Origin of the sequence: Flavobacterium taihuense, assembly GCF_019351435.1 — a bacterium.
Classification (GTDB): domain Bacteria; phylum Bacteroidota; class Bacteroidia; order Flavobacteriales; family Flavobacteriaceae; genus Flavobacterium; species Flavobacterium taihuense.
In genome coordinates this window covers 138,374-158,542 of record NZ_JAHWYN010000002.1, presented here as the reverse complement: position 1 = coordinate 158,542, position 20,169 = coordinate 138,374, and the positions used below count along the sequence as shown (strand labels likewise).

The following is a 20,169-nucleotide window of genomic DNA, read 5'->3' as shown; positions in this document are numbered from 1 at the left end:
TCAAAATTGCGTTTAAAAACGTTCCCAAAGCTATATTGACTAAACCAAATAACCAATTATGAACAAATCGTTAGTCGTCTTTTTTCTCATCATTACATTCCCTTTTTATGCACAGGTAAAAGTAAAAGACACCATTACCCGAAGAGCTAATATTGGATACAACCAAAAAGGAAATCTAGTCAGTTTCAAGCCTGAACCGCCACCATTGATTCCTATTGCAGGAGCACCAAAACCAAGTTACTCCTATTTGTGGGAATTGGGGGATGGCCATTACAGCAAAGAAGCCGAACCCAAACATGTCTATAAAAACAAAGGAGTTTATACTGCACGACTTGCTGTAACCAACAATTATGACAACGGAAAACCACCAGCTACCCGTCCGAAAAAAGTAGTTATAAACGATATTGAAGACACCAATTACAAAGACATTGCATCGATTGCCGATCAAAATGGATTGTCAATTTTCAAAAACTGCGATCCCATCCCGGAACAGGAAATACAAGTAGTGGTGAGTTATGAAAATTTGGAAAACTATGTAACCAACGGAAAACTCTATCTTTTTTTCAATGAAAAGCAATTCAAAAACAACAATTTCGATTTACAGGAAGTAAGATCTTATGCCAATGAAAGAACCGTAAAAGAAAACAATGTTGTTTCAGCAGATGATATCGATAATTCAAACCGTTATTTGGCATCGAATGACACTTTGGCTTTCGCCAAAAAATATAGAGAAACAACCAACGAAACCGACTTGGATTCGACTTTATTAGCAGCAAAAAACATGTATAAAGATGTTTCCATTTTGGAAATAGACGACCATAATCCAGGAGAAACCCGAAATGTTTTTTACACTTTCAAAACCACTCCGCAAATGATCAAAGACACGAGTGCGACAATCACCATGCGTTCTATTTATGTTCCTAACCGAACTTTTAAAAATCATAAAATAAAAAGTCTGGAAATGGAAATCGTCACTTCCCACGATCCCAACAAAATGGGTTCCAACGGAAGCTTTATGAATTATAGATTGGTACGTTACAAAAGAGTCAAATTCAAAACCAGCTTCCAAAACAACGGTGAAGGACCAGCCCGAAAAATTCAGCTTGAAACTGATATTCCGGATATGTTCGACAAAACCTCTTTGAAAATTGAGAGTATGTATCCCGAATGTCCTATTTGTCCCAAAGGCGAAGTAGCCACAACCAGTTGTTTGGACGTTATCGAGAGAGAGACCCAAATATTTTTTGTTTTTAGAAATATCTATTTGCCCGGAACCAACCAAAAAAACGTAAAAGAAATTGACAGTACCAAAGGTTTTGTAAAATACTCCATGAAATTCAATGAAGACTTTCACAAAGTAAAAACCAAAAGTAGAACTGCTATTATTTTTGACAAAAACGACCCCATTATCACCAATTATGCTACTACCCGATTCACTCCCGGTATATCCATTGGAGCCAAAGCGGGTTATAATTTTTACCCAAATCTGGACAATTCCAAAAGCTATTTTGTAGGCGCAACCATTTCCCCTTTTAAATCGTATCGCTATTATGGGCAAGCTGAATTTTTAAATAGTTTTACTTCTTATGATGGAGCAACTACTTTCTCAGAAAAAGTTGACCAAAGTGCAGGCACAGTGAATTTAAAAAAAATCACCACATCCATCGAGAACAAAAATATCAACTGGGAAATTCCAGTATTGTTCCGATACAACATTTCAACTTATTTTGGCGTCGGGGCAGGTTTTCAGGTCAATATGAATATTTCCGAAGAACAAACACAAAACATAAAAACTGATGTGTACGAAGGAACATCCGACAAACTTTTATTACGAACAGAATACTCTAGCATCACAACAAAAAACGCTTCACCCGAACTAAAATCAGGATTACTATTTGACTTTACAGCTGGTTTTGCACGAATTGGCCCTAGCTTGGGAGCGCGTTATGTGCTTAACTTTGACAATAATTTTAATTATTTTCAGTTGTATTGTATTTGGAAGTTTTAGAGCCTACCTTAAGAAAGGTACAGTTTCATTATCTAATTCTTTCAACTTTAAAAAATCTCAGCAAATACAAGTAAGATAAAATGCTATGCTAAAAAATATTATTTTCTTTTACCTCTTTGCATCTCTAACAGTGTTTGGGCAAAAAAAAAACCTCTCAGAAGACATCACTTATAATGCCATAGATTATTTTGTTGCTAATCCGTCGCAAGAAGGAATAAAAAAACTCAACACCATTGAAGCCCGTTTTTGGAAAAATCAAGACAAAAAATCAAAAGAGGAATTGATGTCCATTGTAGTTTTGGACTGTAATAAAGCTTATTTCGAAAATGAATTCGGCAAAACAAACCAAGCCATAACCAGTTATGAAAAAGCTTGGAAAATATACCAAACCTACCAACTCACTAATTATGACATTGTCGAATATTGCTTAAAACCATTGGGTAATCTCTACACCATAATAGGCGATTATGACAATGCCGAAAACACCATCAAGCACTATTATTTCATTGCCAATATAGAAAAAAATGAAAGCAACAAAATAGCGGCCATTCTCAATTTGTCTAATGTTTATCAAAGTTCTGGCAAGAATACCTTAGCCATTAATTTATTAGAAAACACTTTAAAAACAACCAAACTTTCCTCGATTCAAAAAGGAAGTCTATTGAATAATTTGGGGAATAATTATTTGCTTAGTGCTAAAGAATTGGGCTATTATCCAAAAACATATTACAAAGCCGAAGAAAGTTATGAAAAAGCCATTCAGCTTTTAAAAAATGAAAAAAGTCAGTCTGAAGCTTTATCCAATTGCTATCGAAACCTAGCATCCCTTAATGGACAAAGAAGCGATTTTGAAAAAGCAAACAGCTATTTCGAAAAAGCAAAAACTCTTTTCTTTTCCTCGAAAAATAAAGGAGTTCGTGCCATTGCAAAATTATATTATGAAGAAGCCCTTTTACTTTTCAAACAAAAGAAAATGCCTCAAGCGCTTCAATCCATACAACACGTTTATCAAACCTTAATTCCGTTGTACAGCAGTCAAAAAAGAAATGTTCCATTACAAAGATCCTTGTATGCCGAAACGGTTTTACTCGACGCGCTAGATTTACAGGCAGACATTTATAACCTGCAAAACCTACCTCAAAAGGCATTACAGGTTTATTCGCTATGCTTTCCTATCGAAGAAATAATGAACAGTTTGTTGCTGTTTGAAAATTCCAAAATTATCAATCAGTTGCGAATGAGCAATCGAACCGAAAAATGTATTGCCATTTATGCTAATTTATATAAAAAAGAAAACAAAATCATTTATATAGAAAAAGCTTTTCAACTCGCGGAAAAAACTAAATCGGGTGTTTTAAAAAGTGCGCTTTCCAGAAACCGAAGCGCTTCAAAAAAAGAAAAACAAAAAATTCAAGAACTGCAATTTTGGAATAATGAAATTGTAAAAGAACAGCAGAAAGGTGAATTAGCCAATATTTACAAAATCAACAAAGCAATAAAAAAACAAAACGAAACCATGCTTTTGCTAAAAGAACTTCAGGCTAGTTACAACAGTTTTAAAGAAGAACCTTTAGATTTGAATGCATTGTATTCCAAACTCGAATCAGACAATGCACTAATGATATATTATTTTTCAGGTTATGAGAAAATGTACTATTTCACTTTGGGTGGCAGTCAAAACCCAAAAATAGTTTTAAACTCCTTTAGTAATGATGCACATTATTCTGTTTATTTTTGGCAATTTATTCGCTATTTTAATGATGCCAATGCCATTACCAATGATATAAAAGGATACAATCATTTTGGGAAAATAGCCTATGACAAGTTACATTTACCTCAAAAAATCTCATTTAAAAATCTGATTATTATTCCCGATGGTGCGCTCGACTTTCTGCCATTTGAAGCCCTAATAACCAAAGAATCCAACACTAGCAATTTTGAAAAAATGCATTATTTATTACGTGATTTCAACATTGTCTACAACAATTCGGCAAGCTTTTATCTGAATGCCAAGCCCTTTTCACCCAAAGAAAAAACAGTTTTAGGTATTTTTCCTGTATTTGAAAAAACAAATTATGCTTTAACCTATTCTAAAACCGAATTACAATCTATAAAAAACAGTTTCAAAGGACGCTTTTTTGAATTTGATTCTGCCTCTTTTCAAAATTTCAAAAATAACGCTGCCGCTTATTCTATATTGCATTTATCAACCCATGCCACTGCCGGCAATATTGACATTCCTGCCAGTATCAAATTTTACGATCGCGAAGTGCTTTATTCCGAGTTATACCATCTTAACATAAACCCAAATTTAGTTGTTCTAAGTGCCTGCGAAACAGGCATTGGCAAACTCTATAAATCCGAGGGAGCGATGAGTGTCGCCAGAGGATTTCAATCTGCAGGAGCTCAAAACTTGTTATTCTCTTTATGGAAAGTAAATGATTACACGACATCGGTATTCATGGGGGATTTCTACAAATACGTTAAGAAAAACGACTCCTATTTTGAAGCCAATGCCAAAGCCAAACTTGATTTTTTAAAAAACAAAAACATATCAAACGCAAAAAAATCGCCATATTATTGGGCCGCTTTTGTTTATTATGGCAGTTTGGAAAACAAAGAAAAAACTAACTACTTACTAATAGGATTTGTAATTTTCACAACATTTATTGGTGGCTTTTTATTATTCAAATTGATTACTAAGCGAATAAAAAAATAAAGTCGAAAAAGAAAAAGTATCCGTAAGAACATTATTTTTACCACGCAAAACACTCCTCCTCAACATGAAAAACTTACACGCAAAACTAAAGAAGGCCGATTACAAAAAAGTTAAGTTTAAAATTACCAAAACACAACACCTTTTGATCAAAGCATCAATCAATGGGGTAAAGGGAAATTTTATACTGGATACCGGTGCTTCCAATAGTTGTGTCGGATTTGAAAGTGTTGAATATTTTACATTAGATGCTAAAAAATCCAAAACCAAAGCTTCTGGTGCGGGAGCGACGGGCATGCTGACTCAAATGTCTTCTAAGAACCAACTCCAATTGGGAAAATGGAAAAATAATAAATTGGATCTCGTCATCTTTGATTTATCACACGTCAATGAAGCCTTAAATCATTATAAGGTAAAACCAGTACATGGCATCATTGGTGCCGATGTTTTAATGAAAGGAAAAGGGATCATTGATTATTTCAATAATTGTTTGTATTTGAAGCAGCGTATTTTTTCAACGAAAAATAAGAAATAATACCGCTAATCATCATCAAAAAAGCACCAAGAATAAATGGCATTCCTGCAAATTCAAAAGGTGCACCTTTATGAGTAAAATAATAAAAAAGACTTGACATTACGGGTGGCCCAATAATGGTTGCAGCACTCATTAAACTAGCAATTGTTCCTTGGATTTCGCCTTGTTCTGTTGGCAAAACATGATTTGAAACTATAGCTCGCAATGCAGGGCCAGCGATTCCTGCAAGACAATATGGAATCAAAAAAAGAAACATCATCCAGCTTTCCGAAGCAAAAGCAAACAAAAACATTCCAATCGTATACAATACCATTCCGATATAAATACTTTTTTCATTCCCTAATTTTCTACTTGTCCATCGTATCAATCCTCCTTGAACAAGACTAACCAAAACGCCAACAACACCAAGTGAAATTCCTATCATTTTTTCGTCCCAACTGAATTTGTACATTGTAAAATAACTCCAGTTACTTTCTACTGCATGTGATGCAACATAAATCAAAAACAAAGCAATTAATAGTCCATATAACGAAGGGTATTTTTTTAAATTCATAAAGGCCCCAATTGGATTAGCTCTTTTTAAATTCACCGATCTTCTATTTTCTTTTGATAATGATTCGGGTAAAATAAAATAACCGTACAAGAAATTCAGCAAGCACAAAACTGCCGCAGCATAAAACGGGATTCTAGATCCGTAATGCCCCAAAACACCTCCCACAACGGGTCCGATTATAAATCCTAGTCCAAAAGCCACACCAATCATTCCGAAGTTTTTGGCTCTATTCTCCGGCGTACTCACATCGGCTATATACGCCGAAGCAGTCGAAATACTTGCACCTGTTAATCCTGCCATTATTCTTCCTATAAATAACCATGTAATCGTTGGAGCAAATGCCAACAATAAATAATCCAATGAGAAAGCAAAAAGCGAAATCAAGATTATGGGTCTTCGCCCAAATTTATCACTTAAATTACCAATTAAAGGCGCAAACATAAATTGGGTTATCGCATACGCAAATGTCAACCAACCGCCGTATTTTGCTGCTTCGCTAACATCTCCATGTATTAATTCTTTAATCAATTTTGGAATGACCGGAATGATAATTCCCCAACCCGTAATATCGATTAACATTGTGATGAAGATAAAGCTGATAGCGGCTTGTTTTTTATTTGATGCCATAAATAGAATTGGTTAGTTAAGACAAATAAACAAACAAAAACCGTTTAGAAAATTTTCTAAACGGTTTTTGCTATTTATGAATTTATTGAATTACAATTCAAATGCTTTTTTAGGATTGTTATCACAAAGCAATTCTACTGGGTTTTCTAAAGCTTCTTTTACAGCAACCAAGAAACCAACAGACTCACGACCATCGATAATTCTGTGGTCATAAGAAAGTGCAACATACATCATTGGGTGAATTTCCACTTTTCCGTTTACGGCAATAGGACGCTCGATAATATTATGCATTCCAAGAATTCCTGATTGAGGAGGGTTGATGATTGGCGTAGATAACATACTTCCAAAAACACCACCATTGGTAATCGTGAATGTTCCTCCAGTCATATCATCAACTGTGATTTGTCCGTCACGCGCTTTGATAGCCAAACGTTTGATATCTGCTTCAATTCCACGGAAAGTCAAATTTTCGGCATTACGAACTACAGGAACCATCAATCCTTTTGGCCCTGAAACCGCAATGGAAATATCGCAAAAATCGAAAGCAATTTTATGATCACCGTCCATCATAGAGTTTACGTCTGGATACAATTGCAATGCTCTTGTAACCGCTTTGGTAAAGAATGACATGTATCCTAAACCAACACCACCGTGCTTTGCCTTGAACGCATCTTTGTATTCATTACGCAAGTTATTGATAGGTGTCATGTTTACTTCGTTGAAAGTAGTCAACATCGCTGTTTCGTTTTTGGCAGCCACTAATCTTTCGGCTACTTTACGACGCAACATAGATAACTTCGTTCTTTCGGTACCACGAGATCCTCCAGTAGGAGTTCCCATAGATGGTACTGCATTTACCGCATCCTCTTTGGTGATTCTTCCTGCTTTTCCAGTTCCTGTAACAGCAGCTGGAGCAATGTTTTTCTCTTCTAATATTTTTTTAGCCGCCGGAGATGGCGTTCCCGCTGCGTAAGAAGCTACAACAGGAGCCGCCTTTGGCGCTTCTGCTTTTACTTCCGGTTTTGGTGCTTCCACCGCTTTGGCAACTTCAGCAACTGGTGTGACACCCGCTGGCTTAGCTCCGTCAGTATCTATAAGGCAAACTACTGCTCCAACAGCAACAGTATCTCCTTCTTCCGCTTTTAGCGTGATAATTCCGCTTACTTCTGCTGGTAATTCAAGAGTTGCTTTGTCTGAATCAACCTCAGCAATAGCTTGGTCTTTTTCTACATAATCTCCGTCCTTTACTAACCAAGTTGCAATTTCTACTTCTTTGATTGATTCCCCTGGTGATGGGACTTTCATTTCTAAAATCATACAATTTCTGTTTAAAAGTTTAAATTGTTTAAAGTTTCAAATTGTTATTAACCCTGAAACTTTAAACCTGAAACAATTTTTTCTATCTAAATAAATTCTTGTCAAATACCATTCTGATAGCATCAGCCTGGCGGCGTTTTGCTCTGGTATAACTTCCTGCAGCTGGTGCAGCATAGGCTTTTAGCGAAGCCAATCTCCATTTTACCAAATCAAAATTCATTAACATATAACTGTAAGCTCCCATGTTTTTAGGTTCTTCTTGAGCCCAAACATAATCGTCTGCATTTGGATATTGTGCGATGATGGCTTTTAATTGCTCGACTGGTAATGGGAACAACTGTTCGATACGAACAACAGCCACATCATTACGGCCATTTTTCTCACGTTCGGCTGTAATATCATAATAGAATTTACCTGTACAGAAAACTAGACTTTTCACATCCGCTTTATTTACGGTCACATCATCGAATGTTTCCTGAAAACTTCCAGTGGCAAAATCTTCTACTGGCGAAACTACTCTTGGATCACGCAACAAGCTCTTAGGTGTAAAAACTATAAGTGGTTTGCGGAAATTGGTTTTCATTTGTCTTCTCAACAAATGGTAGAAATTCGCAGGTGTTGTACAATCGGCAACATACATATTTTGTCTGGCACAAAGTTGCAAATAACGCTCCATTCTTGCTGAGGAGTGTTCTGCTCCTTGCCCTTCGTAACCGTGAGGCAATAACAATACGATTCCGTTTTGATTGTTCCATTTGTCTTCTCCACAAGAGATGTATTGGTCAATCATAATTTGGGCTCCATTACTGAAATCACCAAATTGTGCTTCCCAAATGGTCAAGGTTTTTGGACTTGCCAAAGCATATCCATAGTCAAAACCAAGAACTCCATATTCCGACAATAGTGAATTGAAGATATGAAACTTACCTGTCGCACCTTCTAAATTACTTAATAATGTAACTTCTTCTTCAGAATCCTCTACTTTTACAACCGCATGACGGTGTGAAAAAGTACCACGCTCGACATCTTGTCCCGAAATACGAACATCGTACCCTTCTTTCAACAATGAACCATAAGCTAAATGCTCGGCCATAGCCCAGTCTAACTTATTGCTTTCAAAAAACATTGTTTTTCTATCGTTGATTAATTTTTGGATTTTACTGATAAACTTTTTATCGGCTGGCAAGTTGCAAATTACATCTGCAATCTTAGTCAACTCTTCTCTTGGATAAGAAGTATCCACTTTTTCAAGCATTTTCTTATCAGTAACTTGTTTAAATCCGTTCCATTCATTTTTCATAAATGGAGTAATAATAGTCAAATCTTTTTTACGGGACGCTTCTAAGTTCTCTTCAAGATCTTTTTTATATTCTTTTTCTAATGCATTTACATAAGAAGCATCTATAACACGTTCTGCCAATAATTTTTCGGCATAAATATCTCGTGGATTTTGATGTTTTGAAATGATTTTATACAATACCGGTTGCGTAAAACGAGGTTCATCCCCTTCGTTATGACCGTATTTTCTATATCCTAATAAATCAATAAATACGTCACGACCAAACTCCATTCTGAAATCCAACGCAAACGCCATGGCATGAACAACAGCTTCTGCATTATCTGAATTTACGTGTAATACTGGTGACAAAGTTACTTTGGCTACATCGGTACAATAAGTAGAGGATCGTGCATCAAGATAATTAGTTGTAAAACCAACTTGGTTATTAATTACGATATGAATGGTTCCTCCGGTTTTATACCCATCCAATTGAGCCATCTGAATGATTTCATACAAAATACCTTGTCCTGCAATTGCAGCATCTCCGTGAACGGCGATAGGTAAAACTTTGGAAAAATCATCTGGAAAATATTTATCTTGTTTTGCTCTTGTAATACCTTCGATAACTGCACCCACTGTTTCAAGATGCGAAGGATTTGGAGCCAAATTAATGTTGATTTTTTTACCGGATCTTGTTACTTTATCAGCTGTAAGACCTAGGTGGTATTTTACGTCACCATCAAAATATTCTTGATCATAATCTTTACCGTCAAATTCACCAAAAATGTCTTGAGTTGATTTTCCGAAAATATTGGCCAAAACGTTCAAACGACCACGGTGAGCCATTCCCATAACGAATTGCTCTACACCTTTATCGGCAGCTTTTTCAATTAAAGCATCAAGTGCCGGAATTATAGATTCACCTCCTTCTAGCGAGAAACGTTTTTGACCTACATATTTAGTATGCAAAAAGTTCTCAAAAGAAACTGCTTGATTTAATTTATAAAGAATAGCTTTCTTTTCTTCAGCAGAAAAACTTGGTTTATTATCGTTGATTCTCAATTTCTTTTGAATCCATTCTACGACTTCCGGCTTACGAATGTATATATATTCAATTCCAATGTGTTGACAATAAATCGTATCCAAATGTCCGATAATATCTCTCAACGTTGTTGGTTGTACACCAATTACTTTGGCTGCATCAAAAACAGTATCTAAGTCAGAATCTGAAAGGCCAAAATTTTCAAGATCAAGTGAAGGCAAATATATTCTTCTCTCTCTTACAGGATTGGTTTTTGTAAATAAGTGACCGCGACTACGGTATCCTTCAATTAATTTAATAACCTTAAATTCTTTTTGAAGTTTATCCGAAATTGGAGCGCATTCAACTGCACTTGAAACTGCTGTACTCGGCGCAACGTTTGTAGTATAGGCAACTTGATTTTCATCATTATAAGTCGTCATTCCAAAGTCAAAACCTTGAAAAAAACTTCTCCAGCTAGGTTCTACACTATCTGGATTTTCTAAATATTGATCGTATAATTGCGAGAAAAATTCGGTATGAGCTGCGTTTAAAAATGAAAACCTATCCATAATATTGTTATTGAATATACTTTTGTTAAATAGTCCGGCAAAAATACGATAAAGCAAATTATTTAAATCTATTTTTTTACGTACTTTTACGTAAAAATTTGTTAAAAAAAGCTTCTAGCATGAAAAAATCAACCTTTTCCTCCCTAACAAAGTACCTTTTCATCTTTTTCACCTTGTTTTTTTACGAAAACGTAATAGCTCAATACCAGCAAACTCCACAATCGAGGAGTCCGTTTTGGGAAAATGTACAATTTGGTGGTGGATTAGGGTTAAGTTTTGGTAGTGGGTATACCGAAATCTCTGTCGCTCCGAGTGCCATTTATAATGTAAATCCATACTTGGCTACTGGCTTAGGCCTTCAAGGCAGTTATGTTTCTTCTAAAAATTATTACGATTCAGGAATCTATGGTGCGAGCATACTCACCTTCATTAATCCGATTCCACAAATCCAATTTTCAATAAACCTGAATGAATCCTACGTTAACAATCATTATGAATCCTATTATGGACAAAGTGGTTTTACTGATCAGTTTTGGAATACTGCTTTGTTTCTTGGAGCGGGTTATCGTACTGGAAACGTAACAGTAGGGCTTGCTTATAATGTATTGTACGACGAAAATGACAATGTATATGGCGATGCTCTTATGCCTTTTGTGAGAGCTTATTTTTAATTTTGAAAGTTGCTGATATTCTGAAGCACTAAAGTACTAACGGTATATTAAAAAACAACTAAGGTTATGAGATACTGAGTTCCTAAGACCAAATCATTCTCAAACTCTTATAATCTCAGTTTAGCAACAACTTAGAATCTTTACTTATATTTATTCCTGAACCATACTTTTTGCCATTCTCTTTTTAAGATTAAAAAAGCGACTTGTTCTGCAAGAATGACTAAATCAGAACCATCGAGTTTTTTAACTTCTTCTTCAGAAACATCAATGATGTATAGCAAATTGAGATACTCTGCGAATTTATACTGAATAAGTCGGTATACCTTCTCGTGTAATTGTATTTTTAATTCGTCTGGACTCAGACTTACAGGAAAATCCACTGCTTCGTTTGCCAAATTAAAATCCTTATTCAATTGAACAATCAAATTAACATAAAGCGTTTCTTTCTCCGCTTCCTGGAGTAGTAAATCAGTATTTTTTGGTTCTATAAACATGGTGATTTTAGATTGTAGATTTTAGAATGCAGATTTCAGGATGATGATTGTTTCGCCTATTCGCATTTCAGGCTCGTTGTGACGATTTATGATTTAAAAATAATTTCGCTTAATGAAATGCAGAATTTCAAAAATCTTAAAATCTGCATTCTAAAATCTTAAATCCTAGACCTTCCTTCCCATTAGGTTTTCACCAAAAGCTCTTAGCATCTGCTTTTTAGAAAGTTCAATATCCATTTTTTTTAAAGTTTCAAATGCTTTAAAGGTATATTCTTTTATGGCGTCTTGCGTAGCTGCGGATGCTCCAGATTGATTAAAAATAGTCTTAACCTCGTTTATTTTTGAGTCATTGTCATCAGAATGAACTGCAAATAAATCATTCAATTGCTGCGCCTGTTTGGAATCCGAAAACTCGACTGCTTTCAAATACAAATAGGTTTTTTTATTTTCGATTATATCACCTCCCACCTGTTTTCCAAAAGTTTCCGGGTCACCAAAAGCATCTAAATAATCATCCTGCAATTGGAAAGCCAATCCCAGATGAAGTCCGAAATCATAAATCAAATTGGCATTTTCTTCGGATGCATTGGCAATAATAGCACCCATTTTCATCGCTGCCGCTACCAAAACAGCCGTTTTATATTCTATCATTTTGAGATATTCCGGAATGGTAACATCTTTTCGAATTTCAAAATCGACATCCCATTGTTGACCTTCACAAACTTCGAGAGCTGTCTTGCTAAACAACTTAGCCAAGTCCCTAAAAACAGCTGGCTCATATTGCTCAAAATATTGATAAGCCAAAATCAACATGGCATCACCCGAAAGTATTCCTGTATTGGTATTCCATTTTTCATGAACGGTTGGTGAACCTCTTCGTAAAGGTGCGCCATCCATAATATCATCATGTACCAAAGAAAAATTATGAAAAACCTCGACAGCCATAGCAGCTGGAAGTGCTTCCTTATAATCGGCATTAAACACCTCAGTAGTCATCAATGTCAAGACTGGACGCATTCTTTTTCCTCCCAAACTCAATATGTAGTCTATAGGTTCGTATAGATTTTTGGGTTCTTTATTAATCTTTTGATTTTCTAAATAGCTTATAAAAAATTCTTGATACTGATGAATAGCGTGCATAAAATAAGGTCTAGTTTACTTTTTCGTAGTCTTTTGTCTCGAATATAAAGGCTCAAAGATACAATTCAAATCTTAATTATCAGATTGCAAATCAGTGTAAAAATTACCTCATAGTTTTTCCTTATAAAATAATTATAAAAAAACATTGGAAACTTTATTGGTATTTAAAGTTTCCTACTTACATTTGCGATATCAAAAACAAAAGAAACTATATTAGTGTTTAAAGTTTCCATTGTATTTGCACTATCAAAATTTTATAAAACAAAACATCAGGAAATAACATTACTAAAAATAAGAACCATGGAAAATGAATGGGCAATTGATTCAAACCAATCAGACGTATTAATAAAATCTAGACATTCTCTAATCGGGTACATGCCTGGAAACAAAAACAATTTCAAAGGACACGTGGCGATACAAAACGACGAAGTGGAAGACGCCTCCATTGAATTTTCATTAAATGTAAATGACAAAGAATCCAATTCGATTCAAAAAAATAAAGATCCAAAATTTACCGACCTTTTTGAAGAAGATGAAACTCCTTTAATTCAATTCAAATCGACCTCTTTCCAGAAAATCAATAAAAACATCAATTTTCTAAAAGGCTTTTTGACTATTAAGAACATTACGAAAGTTGTTGAACTGGACACTGAGTTTATTGGATTCAATAATTACAATGGTGTTCAAAAAGCCTCTTTTGAAATTACGGGAAACATCAACCGTAAAGAATTTGGACTGAATTACAATATTCTTTCACCAAATGGGGGTCACCCGATCGGCAGAGACATTAAACTTATTGCCAACTTGGAATTTTCACATTAAGAATAAGCAGTTCTTATAAAGCATAATAACAAACTAAGTCTCATTTGATAACTAACTTTTCCTGTATTATTTCAAAATATTAATTACAATAAGTTACCCATAAAATGAAAGAAAAAATTATTTCTAAAGCAACAGAACTCTTCTTGAAACTTGGTTTTAAGAGTGTGACCATGGATGATATTGCCTGTGAAATGTGCATTTCAAAAAAAACGATTTACAAATTTTTTTGTAACAAAGAAATTCTGATTGAGGAAAGCACTGAGATGGTCCATAAAACAATTCATGAAAGCATTGATACGATCGCAGCAAAAAATTATAATGCAATCAAAGAAAATTTTGAAATCAAAAAGATGTTCAAGGAAATGTTTAAATCTGGAGAAGCTTCGCCTGCGCATCAATTGAAAAAGCACTACCCTGAAATCTATGACAAGGTAATGTCCAGGGAAATAAACGAATGCAACACGGTCTTTAAACAAAACATTGAAAAAGGAATTCAACAGGGTTTGTACCGAGAAAATTTGGATATCGACATCTATGTTAAATTTTATTACAACCTTATTTTCAGCATTCACGGAATGACGAGTTCCGAAAAAGAATCACAGAAATTAGAATTAGAAGCATTAGAATATCACACTAGAGCAATGGCAACACCTAGTGGAATAATAGAACTAGAAAAACAATTACAAAATCCAACTTTATCATGAAGAGAATACTTTTATTAACATTCTTAACCTTTGCTCTCACTGCACAATCCCAAGTGGTAAGCACAACAGCAACAAATCCGCTTACGTTAAAAGCGGCAATTACCTATGCGCTTGAGAACAAAGCCGATGCTAAAAAAGCAAGATTAAGTGTTGAAAACAGTGAATACCAAATCGAAGAAGTTCGTTCAAGAGCTTTACCACAAATACATGCAAACGGAAGCTTAACCTATAATCCTATTTTACAAACCAATGTAATCGACGGATCTGCTTTTGGCGCACCAGGAACTACCATTCAGGCTTCTTTTGGTCAAAAATGGACATCCGGTGCAGGAGTTTCATTGAGCCAAACGATTTTTGACCAATCTGTTTTTACAGGATTGAGAGCGGCGCAAACCACTCGTGAATTTTATCAAATCAACAATCAATTAACGGAAGAACAGGTAATTGAAAAAGTAGCCAACAATTACTACTCTGTTTATGTACAACGCGAAAGATTGGCTTTATTGGACAGCAATTATGTGAATACCTCAAAGGTTCGCGACATTGTAAAAGGGCAATTTGATAATGGTTTGGCTAAAAAAATTGACTTGGACCGAATCATTGTAAAAATGTCAAACATTGATACGGATCGTCAACAAATCATAAACCAAATTCAATTACAGGAAAATGCATTGAAGTTTTTTATGGGAATGCCTATTGAAACTGAAATCGTGATTCCAAAAACAGAATTTGAAGCAACCCCTGCAGCACTATCTGAAGCACCAAATACTGAAAACAGAACGGAATATTTGCTTTTGAAAAAACAAGAAGAATTATTGCAATTTCAAAAAACTGCCATTAAAGCCGAATATTACCCAACACTTTCTTTGGTGGCTGGATACAACTACATAGGACAAGGACCAGAGATGCCGCTTTTCGCAAAACCTGCTGATGGTGTTTATTGGTCGGATTACTCTGCAATTGGATTGAATTTGAGAGTACCTATTTTTACCGGTTTTGGAACCCGCGCCAGAGTAAGACAAGCTGATGTTGACATCAGAACACTTCAAGAAGATATTAAAGACACACAGCTTTCCCTTGATTTAGATTACAGAAATGCAAAAACTCAAATCGAGAACAACATTATAACCATCGGAAATCAAAAAGAAAATATGCGTTTGGCTGGAGAGATTTTGAAAAACACCAAAAACAATTATCTACAAGGATTAGCATCATTAACTGATTTATTGGATGCCGAAAACGCATCACTTGAAGCACAGAACAATTATACCAGAGCAGTACTAGCCTACAAAATAGCAGAAATATCATTAATCAAATCAAAAGGAGAACTTAAAACCCTATTAAACTAAAACAAGATGAAAAAGAATATAATAACCATAGCCGTAATTTTAGGAGCATTAGGACTTATTGCTTTTACTTTAAATAAGAATAAAGCGGAGAACAAAGCTAAAACTGATATTGTTGCCGAAAAAAATGCAGCTGTATCCGTAAAAACTGCACAGGTAAAAACCGAAGATGTTTCATTGGATTTCTTAGCCAACGGAAGTTTTGAACCAATTCAAGAATTGACTTTCTCTGCTGAAAAATCAGGTAAAGTAATCAGTGTTTTGGTAAAAGAAGGTGATTATGTAAATGTTGGACAAACATTGGTAATCGTTAGAAGCGACGTTATAAACGTAAATGCCCAAACGGCAAAAGCAACTTATGACAATGCAAAATCGGATTATGACCGTTATGAAAATGCCTATAAATCAGGTGGTGTTACCAAACAACAACTGGATCAGGCAAAATTGGCTTTGACCAATGCCGGAAACAACTTGAAGCAAGCAAACATCAACGTTGGAGATACCAAAGTAAAAGCACCAATTAAAGGTTTCATCAATAAAAAATACATTGAGCCAGGTTCTATTTTAGCAGGAATGCCAGCTACAGCAATGTTTGACATTGTGAATGTTTCTAAATTGAAATTAAAAGTTACCGTAAACGAAAGTCAAGTAGCCAGTTTAAAATTAGGAAACACTATTAATGTTACTTCAAGTGTATTTCCTGATAAAACATTTGCAGGTAAAATCACTTTTATTGCTGCCAAAGCTGATGAAAGTTTGAATTTCCCAGTGGAACTTGAAATCGAAAACAACGCTGATAAAAGCTTAAAAGCGGGAATGTACGGAACTGCCAATTTTGGTTCTAAACAAAAACAACAATTAAAAGTAGTTCCTAGAAATGCTTTCGTAGGAAGTGTGAGCAGTAATGAGGTTTTTGTTGTAGAAAACGGTATCGCTAAATTGAAAAAAGTAACCTCTGGAAGAATTATAGGAGAACAAGTAGAAATAGTTGACGGATTATCTGATGGAGAAACTGTAATTGTTACAGGGCAAATTAACTTGCAAGACGGTAATACAGTAGAAATTATTAAATAATTGATTTTAATAGTCAACAATAAAAACATATGAAATTAGCAGAAATATCCATAAAACGTCCGTCGTTGATAATTGTATTGTTTACGATTCTTACCCTTGGCGGACTGTTCAGCTATAGCCAATTGGGCTATGAATTGATTCCTAAATTCGAACAAAACGTAATTACCATTTCGACTGTTTATCCTGGAGCTTCTCCAAGTGAGGTCGAGAATACGGTTACCAAAAAAATTGAGGACGGAATCGCCTCTTTGGAAAACATCAAAAAAATTGATTCCAAATCATACGAAAGTTTGTCTGTAGTTACGGTTACATTAACAACACAAGCAAAAGTGGACATTTCGATGAATGACGCACAGCGAAAAATCAATGCTTTGATAAGTGATTTACCCGATGATGCCAAAACACCGTCATTATCTAAATTCTCTTTGAGCGATTTACCGATTATGACTATTGGTGCCAACGGAAAAATGGACGAAGCTGCTTTTTATGATTTGATCGATAAAAAAATCGCTCCCGTTTTATCCCGTGTAACCGGTGTTGCACAGGTAAACATTATTGGTGGTCAGGAAAGAGAGATTCAAGTGAATCTTGACGCCGTAAAAATGCAAGGTTACGGACTTTCGGTTCCGCAGGTACAACAAGTTATTCTGACTTCGAACTTGGATTTCCCAACCGGAAACATTCAAACGCGTAACCAAAAAATATTAATTCGTCTTGCCGGAAAATACAAGAATGTTGAAGAACTAAGAAACTTGGTTGTTTCTTCGAAAGGCGGAATTGAAATTCGTTTGAGAGACATTGCCGATGTACAAGACGCTCAAAAAATTGCCGAGAAAATATCTCGTGTCGATCAAAAAAGCGCTATTATTTTACAGGTAATTAAACAATCAGATGCGAATGCCGTTGCGGTAAGTGAACTATTGCACAAAAGTATTAATAAATTAGAAAGCGATTATAAAGGCAAAGATTTAAAGCTGGCAATTGCCAAAGACAGTACAATTTATACCCTAGAAGCTGCAGATTCTGTAATTCACGATTTAATGATTGCGGTAGTATTGGTTGCATTTGTAATGTTGTTCTTCTTGCACAGTGTTAGAAACTCATTGATTGTAATGGTTTCGATTCCTGTTTCGTTAATTGCCACCTTTATTGGGATTTACCTAATGGGATATACGCTAAACTTGATGAGTTTATTAGGACTATCGTTGGTAGTTGGTATTCTGGTCGATGATGCGATTGTGGTTCTTGAAAACATCTACAGGCACATGGAAATGGGTAAAAGCCGTGTTCGTGCCGCCTTTGACGGTACTGCCGAAATCGGTGGAACTGTAACTTCTATTACCTTAGTAATTGTGGTGGTGTTTTTACCAATAGCAATGAGTTCTGGATTGGTATCGAATATTATTACGCAATTTTGTGTTACGGTAATTATTTCAACCTTATTTTCATTGTTGGCTTCGTTTACTATTATTCCGTGGTTGTCTTCTCGTTTTGGAAAATTGGAACATATTGAAGGGAAAAACTTGTTCGGAAAATCTATACTTGGATTCGAAAGTTTATTAACTCGTTTTACAAACTGGGTTACCGAATTATTAAACTGGTGTTTGGATCATTATTTCAAAACAATTGCTGTTGTACTAGTCTTATTTTTCGGATCAACTATCGGATTAATGGGTGGTGGTTTTATTGGTGGAGAATTCTTTGCCTCATCAGATAGTGGGGAGTTCTTAGTTCAAATTGAAATGCCAAAAGACGCTTCTTTGGAACAGACCAACTTTATGACTCAAAAAGCAGAAGCATTCTTGAAAAACCAAGAGTATGTTCATAGCCAGATTACGACTGTAGGACAAACCAGTGAAGGTATGGGTGCTTCCCAAGCTACTGCCTACAAAGCGGAGATTGACGTAAAAATGATTGACCAAGCAGAACGTTCTGATGATGCTTCAGTATATGCTGCAAAAATCAAACGTAAATTGGAGAAAGTATTGGTTGGAGCCAAAGTAAAAACAGTTCCGGTTGGTATCTTAGGTACTGCCGAAAATGCAAAACTTGGATTGATCGTAACAGGTCCTTCTACTGAAGCTGCTATGGCTTTCGCCAAATTAGCCGAAGCTGAATTGCGCACCATTCCGGGAACAACCGAAATCAAATTGACCGTTGAAGATGGAAATCCTGAAATCAATGTACAGGTGGATCGTGATAAAATGGCTGCATTAGGACTAACACTTCAAACAGTGGGTATGACGATGCAAACTGCTTATAGCGGTAACACTGATGGAAAGTTTAGAGCCGGTGAATACGAGTATGACATCAATATTAAATACAATGCTTTTGACAGAAAAAATATTACTGACGTTAGTAATCTAATTTTCATCAACAATGCGGGTCAACAAATTAAATTGTCTCAATTTGCAGCTATTAAGGAAGGTTCAGGACCTAGCCAATTGGAGCGTCGTGACAAATCAGCTTCGGTAACGGTGCAAGGTCAAAACGTTGGGGTTCCAACAGGAACAATTGTAACACAATGGCAAGCCAAACTTGACAAATTGAAGAAACCAGTTGGAGTAAATTACATTTGGGGTGGAGACCAAGAAAATCAAAGCGAAGGTTTTGGTACTTTAGGAATCGCTTTATTGGCCGCTATTGTCTTGGTTTACCTTGTAATGGTTGGTTTGTATGATAGTTTTATGCACCCGTTTGTGGTATTGTTTGCTATTCCACTTTCGTTTATTGGAGCGATGCTGGCTTTGGCCTTGACGAATAATACTTTGAATATATTTACCATTTTGGGTATCATTATGTTGATTGGTCTGGTGTGTAAAAATGCGATTATGCTTGTGGATTACACCAACCAACGAAGAGCCGCAGGAGAATCTATCAGAAGAGCATTGATTCAGGCGAATCACGCTCGTTTGCGTCCTATTTTGATGACGACAATTGCGATGGTTTTCGGTATGTTCCCTATTGCATTGGCTTCTGGAGCTGGTGCCGAATGGAAAAATGGTTTGGCTTGGGTAATTATTGGTGGATTGATTTCATCATTATTCCTAACCTTGATTATTGTTCCTGTGATTTATGAAATCATGGAGAAAATCAAAGCCAAATTATCTAAAGGAGAAAAAGTGGATTATGAAGCAGAAATGATTGCCGATTATGACCACAAAGAACTAAGCGAGGATGGTTTCAATCCGAAGCATACAGTTTAAAATAGGTTGCTTACTAATTCAAAAAAGGGCTTTCAAGATGTTTGAAAGCCCTTTTTTTATGTGTTTTTTTTGAAAGAGACAGGT

At 35.5% G+C, this 20,169-nt stretch carries 14 protein-coding genes; 9 read left to right on the top strand and 5 right to left on the bottom strand.

The features are described 5' to 3' along the window. Positions 1-58: 58 nt before the first annotated feature. From KZH69_RS02325 to KZH69_RS02315, 3 genes are all read left to right on the top strand, one after another. The gene (locus tag KZH69_RS02325; protein WP_219315850.1) at positions 59-2,008 is read left to right on the top strand and encodes a DUF7849 domain-containing protein; all 1,950 of its coding nucleotides are present in this window, start codon (positions 59-61) and stop codon (positions 2,006-2,008) included. Positions 2,009-2,093: 85 nt separating this feature from the next. Continuing rightward, positions 2,094-4,727 (top strand): CHAT domain-containing protein, encoded by a 2,634-nt coding sequence (locus KZH69_RS02320; RefSeq protein WP_219315849.1) that lies wholly within the window; start codon positions 2,094-2,096, stop codon positions 4,725-4,727. 64 nt (positions 4,728-4,791) lie between these two features. Then, the gene (locus KZH69_RS02315) at positions 4,792-5,259 is read left to right on the top strand and encodes a retropepsin-like aspartic protease (RefSeq protein WP_219315848.1); all 468 of its coding nucleotides are present in this window, start codon (positions 4,792-4,794) and stop codon (positions 5,257-5,259) included. Here KZH69_RS02315 and KZH69_RS02310 read toward each other — a convergent pair. The 3 genes from KZH69_RS02310 to KZH69_RS02300 all read right to left on the bottom strand — a co-directional run bounded on the left by KZH69_RS02310 (position 5,204) and on the right by KZH69_RS02300 (position 10,628). Then, the gene (locus KZH69_RS02310; RefSeq protein WP_219315847.1) at positions 5,204-6,439 is read right to left on the bottom strand and encodes a TCR/Tet family MFS transporter; all 1,236 of its coding nucleotides are present in this window, start codon (positions 6,437-6,439) and stop codon (positions 5,204-5,206) included. The genes KZH69_RS02315 and KZH69_RS02310 overlap by 56 nt on opposite strands. Positions 6,440-6,529: 90 nt before the next feature. Continuing rightward, positions 6,530-7,756, bottom strand: coding sequence for a 2-oxoglutarate dehydrogenase complex dihydrolipoyllysine-residue succinyltransferase (odhB, locus tag KZH69_RS02305; RefSeq protein ID WP_219315846.1), 1,227 nt, complete (start codon positions 7,754-7,756; stop codon positions 6,530-6,532). 82 nt (positions 7,757-7,838) lie between these two features. Further along, entirely contained in the window at positions 7,839-10,628 is a 2,790-nt protein-coding gene (locus KZH69_RS02300; protein WP_219315845.1) for a 2-oxoglutarate dehydrogenase E1 component, read from the bottom strand. Positions 10,629-10,747: 119 nt separating this feature from the next. On the opposite strand from KZH69_RS02300, the gene KZH69_RS02295 reads away from it, so the two are divergent. Then, positions 10,748-11,299: a hypothetical protein gene (locus KZH69_RS02295; protein WP_219315844.1), complete on the top strand. Its 552-nt coding sequence runs from the start codon at positions 10,748-10,750 to the stop codon at positions 11,297-11,299. Positions 11,300-11,439: 140 nt separating this feature from the next. Here KZH69_RS02295 and KZH69_RS02290 read toward each other — a convergent pair whose 3' ends face one another. Together KZH69_RS02290 and KZH69_RS02285 are read right to left on the bottom strand one after the other, a co-directional pair. Continuing rightward, a complete protein-coding gene (locus tag KZH69_RS02290; protein ID WP_219315843.1) occupies positions 11,440-11,793 on the bottom strand; it encodes a hypothetical protein in 354 nt (117 codons plus the stop codon). Positions 11,794-11,958: 165 nt separating this feature from the next. Further along, on the bottom strand, positions 11,959-12,933 hold the full coding sequence (locus tag KZH69_RS02285; RefSeq protein ID WP_219315842.1) for a polyprenyl synthetase family protein: 975 nt from the start codon (positions 12,931-12,933) through the stop codon (positions 11,959-11,961). A gap of 300 nt (positions 12,934-13,233) precedes the next feature. Between KZH69_RS02285 and KZH69_RS02280 the strand changes: the two genes are divergently transcribed. The 5 genes from KZH69_RS02280 to KZH69_RS02260 all read left to right on the top strand — a co-directional run bounded on the left by KZH69_RS02280 (position 13,234) and on the right by KZH69_RS02260 (position 20,085). Then, the gene (locus KZH69_RS02280) at positions 13,234-13,755 is read left to right on the top strand and encodes a YceI family protein (protein ID WP_219315841.1); all 522 of its coding nucleotides are present in this window, start codon (positions 13,234-13,236) and stop codon (positions 13,753-13,755) included. A gap of 104 nt (positions 13,756-13,859) precedes the next feature. Then, a complete protein-coding gene (locus KZH69_RS02275) occupies positions 13,860-14,459 on the top strand; it encodes a TetR/AcrR family transcriptional regulator (RefSeq protein WP_219315840.1) in 600 nt (199 codons plus the stop codon). After that, entirely contained in the window at positions 14,456-15,808 is a 1,353-nt protein-coding gene (locus tag KZH69_RS02270; protein ID WP_219315839.1) for a TolC family protein, read from the top strand. The genes KZH69_RS02275 and KZH69_RS02270 overlap by 4 nt, the downstream gene beginning before the upstream one ends. Before the next feature lie 6 nt (positions 15,809-15,814). After that, positions 15,815-16,879, top strand: a complete 1,065-nt coding sequence (locus tag KZH69_RS02265) for an efflux RND transporter periplasmic adaptor subunit (RefSeq protein WP_219315838.1) — start codon at positions 15,815-15,817, stop codon at positions 16,877-16,879. A 29-nt stretch (positions 16,880-16,908) separates the two neighbouring features. Further along, entirely contained in the window at positions 16,909-20,085 is a 3,177-nt protein-coding gene (locus KZH69_RS02260; RefSeq protein ID WP_219315837.1) for an efflux RND transporter permease subunit, read from the top strand. Positions 20,086-20,169: the final 84 nt, after the last annotated feature.

Coding starts and splice junctions, on each gene's coding strand:
- KZH69_RS02315 (WP_219315848.1), top strand. CDS start 4,792: ATGAAAAACTTACACGCAAAACTAAAGAAGGCCGATTACAAAAAAGTT.
- KZH69_RS02320 (WP_219315849.1), top strand. CDS start 2,094: ATGCTAAAAAATATTATTTTCTTTTACCTCTTTGCATCTCTAACAGTG.
- odhB (WP_219315846.1), bottom strand. CDS start 7,756: ATGATTTTAGAAATGAAAGTCCCATCACCAGGGGAATCAATCAAAGAA.
- KZH69_RS02275 (WP_219315840.1), top strand. CDS start 13,860: ATGAAAGAAAAAATTATTTCTAAAGCAACAGAACTCTTCTTGAAACTT.
- KZH69_RS02310 (WP_219315847.1), bottom strand. CDS start 6,439: ATGGCATCAAATAAAAAACAAGCCGCTATCAGCTTTATCTTCATCACA.
- KZH69_RS02290 (WP_219315843.1), bottom strand. CDS start 11,793: ATGTTTATAGAACCAAAAAATACTGATTTACTACTCCAGGAAGCGGAG.
- KZH69_RS02260 (WP_219315837.1), top strand. CDS start 16,909: ATGAAATTAGCAGAAATATCCATAAAACGTCCGTCGTTGATAATTGTA.
- KZH69_RS02295 (WP_219315844.1), top strand. CDS start 10,748: ATGAAAAAATCAACCTTTTCCTCCCTAACAAAGTACCTTTTCATCTTT.
- KZH69_RS02265 (WP_219315838.1), top strand. CDS start 15,815: ATGAAAAAGAATATAATAACCATAGCCGTAATTTTAGGAGCATTAGGA.
- KZH69_RS02285 (WP_219315842.1), bottom strand. CDS start 12,933: ATGCACGCTATTCATCAGTATCAAGAATTTTTTATAAGCTATTTAGAA.
- KZH69_RS02280 (WP_219315841.1), top strand. CDS start 13,234: ATGGAAAATGAATGGGCAATTGATTCAAACCAATCAGACGTATTAATA.
- KZH69_RS02270 (WP_219315839.1), top strand. CDS start 14,456: ATGAAGAGAATACTTTTATTAACATTCTTAACCTTTGCTCTCACTGCA.
- KZH69_RS02300 (WP_219315845.1), bottom strand. CDS start 10,628: ATGGATAGGTTTTCATTTTTAAACGCAGCTCATACCGAATTTTTCTCG.
- KZH69_RS02325 (WP_219315850.1), top strand. CDS start 59: ATGAACAAATCGTTAGTCGTCTTTTTTCTCATCATTACATTCCCTTTT.